At 61.3% G+C, this 13,262-nt stretch carries 7 protein-coding genes; 5 read left to right on the top strand and 2 right to left on the bottom strand.

The features are described 5' to 3' along the window. Positions 1-395 precede the first annotated feature (395 nt). From ACQZ60_RS04795 to ACQZ60_RS04785, 3 genes are all read left to right on the top strand, one after another. Positions 396-1,694, top strand: a complete 1,299-nt coding sequence (locus tag ACQZ60_RS04795) for an Hsp70 family protein (protein ID WP_448734838.1) — start codon at positions 396-398, stop codon at positions 1,692-1,694. Between the two features lie 43 nt (positions 1,695-1,737). After that, positions 1,738-2,637 (top strand): uracil-DNA glycosylase, encoded by a 900-nt coding sequence (locus ACQZ60_RS04790; RefSeq protein ID WP_448734837.1) that lies wholly within the window; start codon positions 1,738-1,740, stop codon positions 2,635-2,637. 151 nt (positions 2,638-2,788) lie between these two features. Further along, positions 2,789-2,980: a hypothetical protein gene (locus ACQZ60_RS04785; RefSeq protein WP_003509784.1), complete on the top strand. Its 192-nt coding sequence runs from the start codon at positions 2,789-2,791 to the stop codon at positions 2,978-2,980. Between the two features lie 297 nt (positions 2,981-3,277). Here ACQZ60_RS04785 and ACQZ60_RS04780 read toward each other — a convergent pair whose 3' ends face one another. Next, positions 3,278-4,213, bottom strand: a complete 936-nt coding sequence (locus ACQZ60_RS04780; RefSeq protein ID WP_448734836.1) for a DMT family transporter — start codon at positions 4,211-4,213, stop codon at positions 3,278-3,280. Positions 4,214-4,653: 440 nt separating this feature from the next. Here ACQZ60_RS04780 and pepN point away from each other — a divergent pair, with 440 nt between their 5' ends. Then, positions 4,654-7,302 carry an aminopeptidase N gene (gene pepN / locus ACQZ60_RS04775; protein ID WP_448734835.1) on the top strand — a complete coding sequence of 883 codons (2,649 nt, stop codon included), beginning with the start codon at positions 4,654-4,656 and terminating at the stop codon, positions 7,300-7,302. A gap of 353 nt (positions 7,303-7,655) precedes the next feature. Then, positions 7,656-9,992 carry a PAS domain-containing sensor histidine kinase gene (locus ACQZ60_RS04770; RefSeq protein WP_448734834.1) on the top strand — a complete coding sequence of 779 codons (2,337 nt, stop codon included), beginning with the start codon at positions 7,656-7,658 and terminating at the stop codon, positions 9,990-9,992. A 228-nt stretch (positions 9,993-10,220) separates the two neighbouring features. Here the strand turns inward: ACQZ60_RS04770 and ACQZ60_RS04765 are convergent, their stop codons facing one another. After that, positions 10,221-13,190, bottom strand: a complete 2,970-nt coding sequence (locus ACQZ60_RS04765; RefSeq protein ID WP_020808647.1) for a bifunctional [glutamine synthetase] adenylyltransferase/[glutamine synthetase]-adenylyl-L-tyrosine phosphorylase — start codon at positions 13,188-13,190, stop codon at positions 10,221-10,223. Positions 13,191-13,262 lie beyond the last annotated feature (72 nt).

The raw sequence follows: 13,262 nt of genomic DNA, 5'->3' as shown, positions 1-13,262 counted from the left end.
ATGACAAAGCGACAGGCAAAACCGAAGGGAGCCTTGAATTAAACCCTTATCGTCTGGCTCCGCCAGTACAAAAAACAATGCATGCACGCCGGCTGCCATTGCGCTGTTCCATGGCAGCGGCTTCGTACCAGCATAGCCGCAAACCCCTAAGAACATTGTCAAAAAACTGCCGCGTTCTTTCACGAGTGCGGAGGCGGATCGTTTACCATCTTCCCTCCCCGGCAGACGCTGCCGTCAATCTGCGAAAAACGGCGGGGGAAAAGCTTGCCATTCCATCGGGCCTGTGCAATCAACCGCCCTCCTCTGACATCGGGGTGCCAAAGGCATCCCTTATTTTCACGCCGGGCCGCCTTTCAGGCCGGGCGGGTGTTTCTATCGGCAACAAGGATATGGCGATGACGCAAAAGCGGGCTCTCGGCCTCGATTTCGGCACGACCAACACGGTCATGGCTCTTTCCGACACGGGCGGCGCCAGCCGTTCCATGCGCTTCACCAGCAGCGCGGGCACGGATGACAGCATGCGTACGGCGCTCTCCTTCATGAAGGATGCCGGCCTTGGTGCGGCCGCCCTGCATGTGGAAGCCGGCCATGCCGCCATCCGGCAATTCATCGACAATGCCGGCGACTGCCGTTTCCTGCAGTCGATCAAAACATTCGCAGCATCGCCGCTGTTTCAGGGCACGCTGATCTTCGCCAAGCGCCAGAGCTTCGAGGATCTGATGGATGTGTTCCTGCGCAAGCTGAAGACCTATGCGGGCGAGGAATGGCCGGGGGACGTCTCCACCGTCATCGCCGGCCGGCCGGTGCGTTTCGCCGGCAGCAATCCGGATGAAACACTGGCACTCGCCCGTTACAACGAGGCGCTCACCCGCGCGGGATTCCCGGAAATCCACTATGTTTACGAGCCGGTGGCGGCCGCCTATTATTTCGCCCAGAGCCTGAAGAAGGACGCCAATGTGCTGGTGGCGGATTTCGGCGGCGGCACGACGGACTATTCGCTGATCCGCTTCGAAACCCATGCCGGCAAGCTTTCCGCCACCCCCATCGGTCATTCCGGCGTCGGCGTGGCGGGCGATCATTTCGACTTCCGCATGATCGACAATCTGGTCTCGCCTGAGATCGGCAAGGGCAGCAAGTTCAAGAGCTTCGACAAGGTGCTGGACGTGCCCTCCGGCTATTACGTGAATTTCGGCCGCTGGAACCAGCTGTCGATCTTCAAGACCTCGAAGGAATTCACCGACCTCAAATCGCTGGTGCGCTCGGCGCTGGAGCCGGAAAAGCTCGAACTCTTCATCGATCTGGTCGAACATGACGAGGGTTATCCGCTCTATCAGGCGATTTCCGCCACCAAGATGGCGCTCTCTTCGGCGGAAGAAGCGGAATTCAACTTCGCGCCGTTGGGCAAGGCCGGCCGCAAGATGGTGAAGCGCAGCGATTTCAACAACTGGATCGCCGAAGACCTCGCCAAGATAGAAGAAGCGCTCGACGAGGTTCTGGAAAAAACGAAAGTCGCGCCCGCTGCCATCGACAAGGTGTTCCTGACCGGCGGCACCTCCTTCGTGCCGGCGGTTCGGGAGCTTTTCACCCGCCGTTTCGACGCCGACCGGATCGAAAGCGGCGGCGAGTTGCTCTCGATTGCCCATGGTCTGGCCATGATCGGCGAAAGCGGCGATATTCAGCGCTGGACAGTGTGATTTGCGGGTTCCCCGTGCGGGGAACATGGGGTAATTTCCGCCCATGATCGCCGCTCACGACCTCTCCCCGGCCGAACTCGCCGCCCTCCTGCATTTCCATGCGGATGCGGGCGTGGACTGGCTGCTGGAAGACCAGCCGGTCGATCGTTTCGCCGAATTTGCCGCCGCCCGCCCGGCCCGATCCGCGCCTGCGCAGGAGGCCGCAGCAGCTTCACGCCAGATGGAAAGGCCGGCGGACCGCCGTGCCGATGCGCCTCAGCGGCAGGCGGCGACGCGCAGCGCCCCGGCGCGCGGCGCACCGGCAGCCCCCGCCATTCAGCAGAATGTCGCCATGCCGGACGAGCAGGCCGTGGCGGCGGCGCGTTTTGCAGCCGAAAGCGCGCGGTCGCTTGCCGAGTTGAAAACCGCGCTCGACGGTTTCAGCGGCTGCAACCTCAAGAACAGCGCGCGCAATACGATTTTTACCGAAGGCGACCCCGCCTCCGCCATCATGGTCATCGGCCCGATGCCGGATGCCGATGACGACCGCGAAGGCCTGCCCTTCGCCGGCAAGACCGGGCTGTTGCTCGACCGCATGCTGGCAGCCATCGGCCTTGAACGCGGGGCCATCATGCTCGGCAATGTCGTGCCCTGGCGGCCGCCGGGCAACCGCCCGCCGACTCAGGCCGAAATGGATATCTGCCGGCCCTTCATCGAGCGTCAGATCGCCCTTGCGGAGCCGAAACACCTGTTGCTTCTCGGCAACTTTACCGCACGTTTCTTCTTTGGCGGCACCGGCACCATCCATACGCTGCGCGGACAGTGGCGTGATGTCGCAGCCGGACACCTGATTTTGCCGGCTTTGGCCAGCCTGCATCCGCAGGAACTTTTGAATGCGCCGGCCAGCAAGTCATTGGCATGGCAGGATTTATTGGCTTTTCAGGCAAAGATTGCCGAAGGCTGATTGCCTTATTCTTGCTCAATGTAAATGAATTATGAAAAAAGCCATGCACAATGCGCATAACAGCGGCGCATTTGCTCAGCTTGCCGAATCCATGCTGCGCTGCGATATAGGCCTCATGTCTTGGGAGGAATAGGTTTAAGGAACCAAGGCAATGACCACTCGCTTCCGTCCGGTACATTCCGGCTTTGAAACGCTCCGCCTGGCGGGCCTCGGCCCTCGCTCCAGTCAGGGCTACCATCGTTTCGGCGCTGCCGCAAACGAACAGATGACCGCACGCGCTGCCATGCAGCAGGTCCGCGTGACGCGCCCCTCGGCAGTCTTCGCGGATTTCCGCGAGCGCTGAGAAGCACTCAGGCCAGTCTAGCGCTGGTCCACAGATATGATTGCGCGCTGGCGTCTTTCTTCGGGAAGGCGCCTTTTGCTTTTGTGGATATTTCCGAGAGCGGGCCGCATAACGATGGACCGCGCCAAACACTCCGACGTCATCCTCGGGCTTGTCCCGAGGATCTGCAACGGATCGATTTTGGTGGCGTGTTTAGATCCTTGGGACAAGCCCAAGGATGACGCCGGGAAAATATCTGCCCTTCGCCATTAACTTCGGGGATACGACGCAAGCATACCGCGGGAGTAGCAACATCCCTCACCCCTGCGGCGTCGAGGCCTTGCGGGCCGCCCGTCTTGCCAGGCCCAGCTGATGCTCGCGAAAGATGATGAAGATGCCGGCGAGGATAACGATGGCCGTGCCGATCAGCATCGTCACCGTGGGAATATCTCCGAACAGAATGTAGGAGACCGCAATGCCGAAGATGATGGAGCTGTATTCGAAGGGCGCGATGACCGAGACTTCGGCATGCCGATAACTCTCCGTCAGGAAGATTTGCGCAACCCCGCCGCAGATGCCGCTGGTGATCAGCAGCATGGCCTGCGTCATGCTCAGCGCGCTCCAGCCGAAGGGCAAGCTGACGAGCGACAGAAGGGTGGCGGTGAGCGAAAAATAGAGCACGATGGTCGGCGTCTTTTCCGTTTCCACCAGTTGCCGCACCTGGATCATCGCCAGACCGCCGAGCGCCGCACCGCACAATACGGCAATGGCCCCCAGCCCTTCGCCTGCGGCAAAACCGCCTTCCCGCAGAAGCGTCATCTTCGGCCAGAGAATCACCAGCACGCCCGTCATGCCGACGAAGACCGCGCTCCAGCGATAGATGCGCACCTTTTCATGCAGGATGACGGCGGCAAAAACGACGGCGAGAAGCGGCGAGGCATAACCGATGGCGATGAATTCCGGCAGCGGCAGCATGGTCAGCCCGTAAAAGCCGCAGGCCATGGACAGGATGCCCAGAAACCCGCGCTTGAAATGGCCGAAAAGATTATTGGTGTGCAGCGCGCTGGTCAGCGCGTGCAGCCACGCCAGATAGACGACAATCGGGAGAATGGCGAAAGCGGAGCGGAAGAAGGTGATCTGGCCGGCAGGCACATCGCCTGCGGCCTTGATACAGGTCTGCATGACAAGAAAAAAGCCGACCGAAATCAGCTTCAGGCTAATCCCGCGAAAGGGATTCATCGGTTCGGCGTTCATTGGCAACTACTCATATCGGCTGCGCAAACACGCCATCGGGAGATTTTTCATGCGGGGAGGACGACGCAGGGGAATTGGATTTGCGCAAGGCTAGAGCATTCCCCCGGCGCTTTACAACAAAAAATGTGATTTACCCGTGAATTCCGTTGATTTGGGGAGGGATTGTTTTGGCGGCTGCGGAAATGATGCAAACCAAAAGCGACGCGCGCTAAAATTTGAAGAAAATAAAATATAATTTCAGCAATCGTTCAACATTTGCTGCCATGGTCCACAGGTCCGGCGGCGGGAGGATTGTCTGCATGGCCGGCAAAGCCTTCCATGGCGGGACAGAACGTCCTCCGACGCGCACATGAACGTGACGAATATTCTACCCATTTTACATCCGGGCCTTATGACGACATGATGCCGGGAAGACCACGCAAAGTTATTCAGGGACAGTCATGCGAACAGACACGGGCCAGATCGTTCACCTGGCAGATTACCGCCCCACCGATTTCGTTCTGGAGCGGGTGGATCTCACCTTCGAACTCGACCCCAAGAATACCAAGGTCGAAGCCCGTCTGATCTTTCACCGGCGCGAAGGCGCTGAGCGGCAGGCGCCGCTGGTTCTCGATGGCGACGAGCTGAAGCTTTCCAGCCTGCTGCTCGATCAGGTGGAACTTCCCGCCGGTCAATATGAGGCGACGCCGGAGAGCCTGACCATCCGCGACCTGCCGGCGGAGGCGCCCTTCGAAATCTGCGTCACCAATTACATCAATCCGCAGGTCAATACGCAGCTTATGGGGCTTTATCGCACCAATGGCGTCTATTGCACCCAATGCGAGGCGGAAGGTTTCCGCCGTATCACCTATTTCCCCGACCGGCCTGATGTTCTGGCGCCCTATACGGTGACAATCATCGCGGCAAAGGAAGGCAATCCGCTGCTGCTGTCGAACGGCAATTTCCTCGGCGGCGGCAATTACGATGAAGGCCGTCACTTTGCGGCATGGTTCGATCCGCACCCCAAACCCAGCTATCTCTTCGCGCTTGTCGCCGGCGATCTCGGCGTGGTGGAAGATACCTTCACCACCATGTCCGGCCGGGACGTGGCGCTGAAGATTTACGTCGAGCACGGCAAGGAGCCGCGTGCGGCTTATGCCATGGACGCGCTGAAGCGTTCGATGAAGTGGGACGAAGAGCGCTTCGGCCGCGAATACGACCTCGATATTTTCATGATCGTCGCCGTGTCGGACTTCAACATGGGCGCGATGGAGAACAAGGGTCTCAACGTCTTCAACGACAAATTCGTGCTGGCCGACCCGGAAACCGCCTCCGACGCTGACTACGCCAATATCGAGCGCATCATCGCGCATGAATATTTCCACAACTGGACCGGCAACCGCATCACCTGCCGCGACTGGTTCCAGCTCTGCCTGAAGGAAGGCCTGACGGTCTATCGCGATCAGGAATTTTCCGCCGACATGCGCTCACGCCCGGTCAAGCGCATCGCCGATGTGCGTCACCTGAAATCGGAGCAGTTTCCCGAGGATTCCGGCCCGCTGGCGCATCCGCCGCGCCCCGATACCTATCGCGAAATCAACAATTTCTACACAACGACCGTTTATGAAAAGGGCGCCGAAGTCACCCGCATGATCGCCACGATCCTCGGCGCGGACGACTTCAAAAAGGGCATGGACCTCTATTTCGAGCGCCATGACGGCGAAGCCGCAACCGTCGAGGATTTCGTCAAGAGCTTCGCGGACGCCAGCGGCCGTGACCTTTCGCAGTTTTCGCTGTGGTACACCGAAGCGGGCACGCCGCTCGTCTCCGTCTCCTCGGCTTATGATGCGGGCAAGTCCACATTCAAACTCACTCTGGAACAGACGACCGCGCCGACGCCCGGCCAGCCGATGAAACAGCCGCGTCACATTCCCCTGTCGCTGGCGCTGATCCTCGATAACGGCCAGATCGCCGAGCCTCAGGCTGTCGAAGGCGGCGACTATCGCGATGGCGTGCTGCACCTGACCGAACGCAACCAGACTTTCTCCTTCTCCGGCATTTCCTCGCGGCCGGTGCTGTCGATCAACCGCAGCTTCTCGGCGCCGATCAATCTGGATTTCGAGCAGAATGCGGCCGATCTGGTGCAGATCGCCCGGCATGAGACGGATATGTTCGCGCGCTTCCAGGCGCTGACCGATCTTGCCCTGCCGGCGCTGATTGCCGCCACCAGGGCCGTGCAGAATGGCAAGGACGTTCAAACGGATGCGGAACTGACCGCAACGCTTATCGAAATCATCGGCAACGACGCCCTTGAGCCCGCCTTCAGGGCGCAGGTGCTGGCCTTGCCGAGCGAGACGGATATCGCCCGCGAAATGGGCGGCGACAACGATCCGGACGCCATCCACAAGGCGCGCAACGCCACCATCAAGGCCATTGCGACGGCCGGGCTCGAAACGCTGCGGCGGCTTGCCGACAGCACGGCTGACGGCGAGGCCTATAGCCCGGATGCGGCAAGTGCGGGACGCCGTTCGCTGCGCAACGGTGCGCTGACCTTCCTCGCCTTTGCCGAGGAAACGCCGGCCCGCGCGGCAAAGGCTTTTGCCGACGCCACCAACATGACCGATCTTGCGCATGCGCTCAGCGTCCTGACCCAGCGTTTCCCGGAAAGCACGGAAACAAAGGAAGCGCTTGCCGCCTTCGAAACACGCTTTGCCGACAATGCGCTGGTACTCGACAAGTGGTTCTCGCTGCAGGCCGCCATTCCGGGCGACGGTGCGCTCGACCGGATCAAGGCGCTGATGAAATCCAAACATTTCATCGCCACCAACCCGAACCGGGTACGCTCGCTCGTCGGCACGCTTGCCTTCGCCAACCCCACCGGCTTCCACCGTGCCGATGGCGCCGCCTACCGGTTCCTGGCCGAGCAGATCATCGCCATCGACAAGCGCAATCCGCAGCTTGCCGCCCGCATTCTCACTTCCATGCGCTCCTGGCGGTCGCTGGAGGCAAGCCGTGCCGAACACGCCAAGGCGGCGCTTTCGACCATCGCCGACGCCAAGGGGCTGTCGACGGATGTAAGCGATATCGTCGGGCGCATCCTGAAGGGCTGATTTCCCTCGCTTTTCCGGCAGTTCGAAACGGACTGCCGGCGTGCCCGCAACCCTCATTCCTGTGCTTGTCACAGGAATCTAGCCAGCCCAAGTCCTTGGGCTGAAAGGACTCTTTTCGCCACGCAGACGCGTGTCGGCTGGATTCCTGTGACAAGCACAGGAATGAGGAAATGTGGGTGTAACGACACCAGAAGTCCTTGCATCCTGTACCGCCCCGAAAAAATACGGAGTCGGTTCAAGGGGTTAAAATTCTTTTAACTTTTGCCTCTGGACACGGCGAATCGCATTTGATTCACTAGTCATATTCGAGCGGCGGCGCTTCGAATCACTGGGGACATCTTGAAGGCGGGACAATGACGAACGTGCGGCGGGCGACTGCGGGCGATGAGCGGCCGTATGCCAAATTTTCTGATCTTGCGGCCTGGGGCGAAAGGCTTTCCAGCGACCTGATGGGTTTGATGAATGGCTCCGACCGCCCGATGCCGCAGGTCGAGACCCTGCTGAAACGTCTCATTCCCATTCTCATCCTCGCCTTTCTCGTTGTCGTCGCGGCCTCGCGCATGCTGGGCATCGTCGCCGAATATAGCCGCATGGAAGAAGCCGCCCGCCATTCCACGGCGCTGACGGCGCTGACGGCCAAAGCAGCCCTTCTCAACAACGATACGGTCTTCACCACGCAGGATCGCGCCCGCGCCGAAGCCAACCTCGTCGCGGCACTGCCGTCCGGCAGCCTTGCCGACGGTACGATGGTGCTTCTTTCGGGCAGCAATGGCCGCATTTTCGCCGGCGCCGGCAAGGAAGCGATGCTTTATATCGGCACGTCGCTGCCGGCTTTGCTTCCGGAAATCGCCATCGTGCAGCGTTTCCCCGGCGCACCCGGCACCATCGAGACCAATATTGACGGCCAGCAGCACTATGCGACGATGATCCCCTTCGGCGACGATGGCGCGATGGTGATCGCAGCCCGCTCGCTGCAGCCGATCCGTTCTTTCTGGCGCAGCGAAATCGCCATGAACGTGACGCTGTTCGCCGGCATCTCCTCGATCCTGCTCGTCGTGCTCTATGCCTATTACATGCAGGTGAAGCGCGCCCGCGACGCCGACGACATTTTCGCCGAATCCAACCTGCGGGTCGAAACCGCGCTGTCTCGCGGCCGTTGCGGGTTGTGGGATTTCGATCTTTCCACCCGGCGCATGTTCTGGTCCGGTTCGCTCTACGAAATTCTCGGGCTGCCGCCGAAGGCCGCACCACTCTCCTTCTCCGACGCCGCCCGCATGATGCATTCCGAAGACGGCAATCTCTATGAGCTTGCCCGCGCCGTCGGCTGCGGCAACCTGCGCCAGATCGATCAGATCTTCCGCATGCGCCATGCCAAGGGCCATTATGTCTGGCTGCGCGCCCGCGCCCAGGTCATCCGCACCAATAACGGCCCGCGCGTCATCGGCATCGCCATGGATGTGACCGAACAGCACCGCCTTGCGCAACGCTACGCCGAGGCCGACCAGCGCCTTGCCGACGCCATCGAATCCACCTCGGAAGCCTTCGTGCTGTGGGACAAGAACGACCGTCTGGTGATGTGCAACACCCATTACCAGAAGGCCTATGGCCTGCCGGACAGCGTGCTGGTGGCAGGCACGGAAAAAAGCACCGTCCATGCCGCAGCCGCCCGCCCCGTCGTTGAACGTCGCGTTGCCGATCCTGACCAGTCCGGCCTGTCGCGCACCACGGAAGTGCAGCTTGCCGATGACCGCTGGCTGCAGATCAACGAGCGCCGCACCCGCGATGGCGGCCTCGTCGCGGTCGGCACCGATATCACTCTTCTGAAGCGCCATCAGGAGCGGCTGCGCGATTCCGAGCGCCGGCTGATGGCCACCATCGGCGACCTCTCCGCCTCGCAGCACAAGCTGGAGCGGCAGAAGACCGAACTTTCCGACGCCAACGCCAATTACCTCGCCGAAAAAGAGCGCGCGCAGGCTGCCAACCGGGCGAAATCCGAATTCCTCGCCAATATGAGCCATGAGCTGCGCACGCCGCTCAACGCCATCCTCGGCTTTTCCGACATCCTGCAAAATGAGATGTTCGGACCGGTCGGCTCGCCGAAATATTCCGAATATGCCCGCGATATTCACGATAGCGGCAAACACCTGCTCAACGTCATCAACGATATTCTCGATATGTCGAAGATCGAGGCGGGCCATATGCGCATCAACCGTGAGACGATCGATCTCGCGCCGCTGATCGAGGAAACCCTGCGGCTGACCGCCATTCAGGCCGAACAGAAGAACATCACCGTGCAGCAGAAGGTTTGCGCCGGGCTGACCATGCAGGGCGACCGCCGCGCCATGAAGCAGATCATGCTCAACCTGCTCTCCAACGCCGTGAAATTCACCGGCGACGGCGGCCGCATCGCACTGCGCACCCATGTGCATCAGGCCGCGATGATCCTCACCATCGCAGACACCGGCATCGGCATTCCCGCCCAGGCTCTCAACAAGATCGGCCAGCCTTTCGAACAGGTGCAAAGCCAATATGCCAAGAGCCAGGGCGGCTCCGGCCTCGGGCTCGCCATTTCCCGCTCGCTGGTGAAGCTGCATGGCGGGACGATGAAAATCCGCTCATGTGAGGGCCGTGGCACCGTGGTGACGATCATCATTCCACATTCGGCGGGGTGCTGCGGGACGGTGCATTGAGGTGGCGTCGGGGGCGCTGACTGTCCTGCAATACGTAAAGGTCGAGTGCGCGATACCCCCTCTGCCCTGCCGGGCATCTCCCCCTCAAAAGGGGAGATCAGCTAGACGGATGCTCCTCGCCAAATTCGCAACATTTGAGATGATCGCGCTGTTGCCGCATACCGATCTCCCCCCTTGAGGGGGAGATGCCCGGCAGGGCAGAAGGGGGTGAAGCCTCACCCACCCACATCAACCACCATTCTTCACCGTCCCCACAAACGCCTTCCGCACCGCCTTCGCCAGCCGCTTCACCTCACCCTCCAATGTGGGAATGTCAGGGCAATCACCCGCCCGGCAAACGAGATCGGTGAGGCCCGCCGGCGCTTCCTTCGGGTTGAAGGCGCCATCGATGCATAGCCGCACGATTTGCGAGATTTCGGTGTAGAGCGCCATCGCCGCCATGCAGTCATCAAAGGCCTGCGGCTCCATGACAGGGGCGGCGAGCGCCTGCAGCGCCTCGGCCGTGTTGCGCCCCGGTTCATGCGCGGCAAGCCCCTTTACCGGTCCCACCAGCGCCAGATATTGAGCGATGAATTCGAGGTCGATCAGCCCGCCATTGATGAGCTTGAAATCCCAGTTGTTTTCCGGCGGCTTTTCCTGCTCGATCAGGCTGCGCATCTCCAGCACATCGGCCGAGACCTTGGCCACATCGCGCTTTTGCGACAGGATGGAAGCGATGATGCGGCGCGCGTCCTCCATCAGCGAAGCATCGCCGCAGATCAGGCGAGCGCGGGACAGTGCCATGTGCTCCCAGGTCCAGGCTTCCTCGCGCTGGTATTTCTCGAAGGCGGAAATGCGGGTCGCCACCGGCCCCTTGTTGCCGGAGGGGCGTAGCCGCATGTCCACCTCGTAAAGCACGCCCTCTGCCGTCGGTGCGGAAAGCGCCGCAATCAGCCTTTGCGTGACGCGGGTGAAGTAACGCACGACATCGAGCGGCTTTGCGCCGGTCGATTCATGGGCGGCATCGTCATAATCGTAAAGCAGGATGAGATCGACATCCGAACCGGCCGTCAGCTCGAAGGAGCCGAGCTTGCCCATGCCCATGACAGCCACGCGCCCGCCGGGATAGGGCCCATGTGCCGCCTCCATCTCCGCCAGAACCGCATTCAGCGCCGCCTCGATCACCAGATCGGCAAGATGGGTGAAGGCGCGGGCAGCGACCTCGCCGCGGATCGCACCGGTCAGCAGCCGAACGCCGATGAGGAACCGCTGTTCGGCAGCAAAGATACGCAGCCGGTCGAGAATATCCTCGTAGTGGCGGGCATTGGAGAGAAAGCTTCCCATGCGGTGGGCGAGATAGTCGCGCGTCGGCACGTCGCTCATCAATGCCGGGTCCAGCATGCCGTCGAAGACATGCGGGCGGGCGGCGATGATTTCGGCAAGGCGCGGTGCGGACGACATGATCGTCACCAGCAGGTCGAGCAGCGCCGGATTGTTTCCGAGCAGCGAAAAGAGCTGGATGCCGGCCGGCAGACCGGAGAGGAAATTATCGAAACGCAGCAGCGCCTCATCGGCCCGTTTGCTTTCACCGAAGGCGCGCAGCAGGTCCGGCGTCAGCTCCGTCAGCCGTTCGCGCGCCTCAACCGATTGCGTCGCCCGGTAACGGCCATTGTGCCAGGTGCGGATGACGCGGGAAATATCCTCCGGCCGTTCGAAGCCGAGGGCGGAGAGCGTCTTTAACGTATCGGGATCGTCCTTCTGGCCGGTGAAGACCAGATTGCCGGCCTCGCCTGACAGCTTCACCTCCTGCTCGAACAGCGCCGAATAACGCCGTTCCACCAGCCGCAGCACCTGTTCCAGCTTTTCCGAAAAGGCCTTGGTGTCCTCGAAGCCGAGCATGAAGGCAATGCGCTTCAGTTCGGCTTCGGTGTCGGGCAGCACATGGGTCTGCTCGTCGCGCACCATCTGGATGCGGTGCTCCACTTCGCGCAGGAACCAATAGGCCTCCGTCAGGCTGTCACGCGTTTCGGCGTCGATCCATTTCGCCTCGGTCAGCGCCGCAAGCGCCTCCTGCGTTGCGCGAACCCGAAGCGCCGGCATGCGGCCGCCGGCGATCAACTGCTGGGTCTGGGCGAAGAACTCGATCTCGCGGATGCCGCCGCGCCCGAGCTTGACATTGTGGCCCTTCACCGCAATCGCGCCATGGCCCTTATGGGCGTGGATCTGCCGCTTGATGGAGTGAATATCGGCAATCGCCGCATAATCGAGATATTTGCGGAAGATGAAGGGCGTCAGCTCGCGCAGGAAATTCTCACCCGCCTTGATGTCACCCGCCACCGGCCGCGCCTTGATATAGGCGGCACGTTCCCAGTTCTGGCCCCTGCCCTCATAATAAAGCAGCGCCGCCTCCACGGGGATGGCGAGCGGCGTCGAGCCGGGATCGGGCCGCAGCCTAAGATCGGTGCGGAAGACGTAACCATCGGCCGTGCGCTCCTGCATGATGCGCACGAGACGGCGCATCATCCGGCCGAAATTCTCCGTCGCATCATAGGGATCGTCCATGATGCCGGCTGAGGGTTCGAAGAACACCACGGCGTCGATATCGGAAGAATAGTTCAGTTCGCGCGCGCCGAGCTTGCCCATGCCGAGCACGATGAGGCCCGACCCGTCGCTCGGGGCTGCGACATTCTTGAGCTTCAGCTTGCCGCTCTCATGGGCGGCGAGCAGCAGGTGATCGATGGCGGCGGAAAGCGATGCATCCGCCATGTCGCTCAGCCAGCGTGTCGTATCGTGCGCGGTGAAGATGCGCGCGAGATCGGCAAGTGCCGCGATGAAAGAGAGCCGCCGCTTGGCTACCCTCAGCCGCGACATCACCTCGTTTTCGCTCGGCACCCCGCCTTCTTCGCCCGGCTTCCAGCAATCGCGCGCCTCATGGACAAGACCCGCCAGCAGCGGCTCGAGCGGTTTCGACATCGCCAGCGACAAAAGCCCCTCATCCGCAGACGCCATGTCACGCAGATAGGGGGACAGCGTGAAAGCCGCGGCGATAAATTCCTTCAGCGGGCTTTCCCCGGCAAGCAGCGCGGCCACCGCCGGCTCGCTTTTGCCGATATCCTTCAGCGTCGAAAGAACGGATTTCAGTTCCGTCTGCGTATAGGGGCGGATGACGCCCGGCAGAACCTCGCTCAGCCGCCTTTCAGCGGTTTCCCGTTTCGTCACTGTGTCTCTCCCTCTTCCGACTATCCTCTCGCCGCTTCCTGACATACGGCTTTCAGGACTGGATGCGCCACA

Source organism: Agrobacterium sp. 22-223-1 (assembly GCF_053522385.1).
The sequence above is the reverse complement of the archived record's forward strand: the minus strand, read 5'-3'. Positions and strand labels throughout refer to the sequence as shown.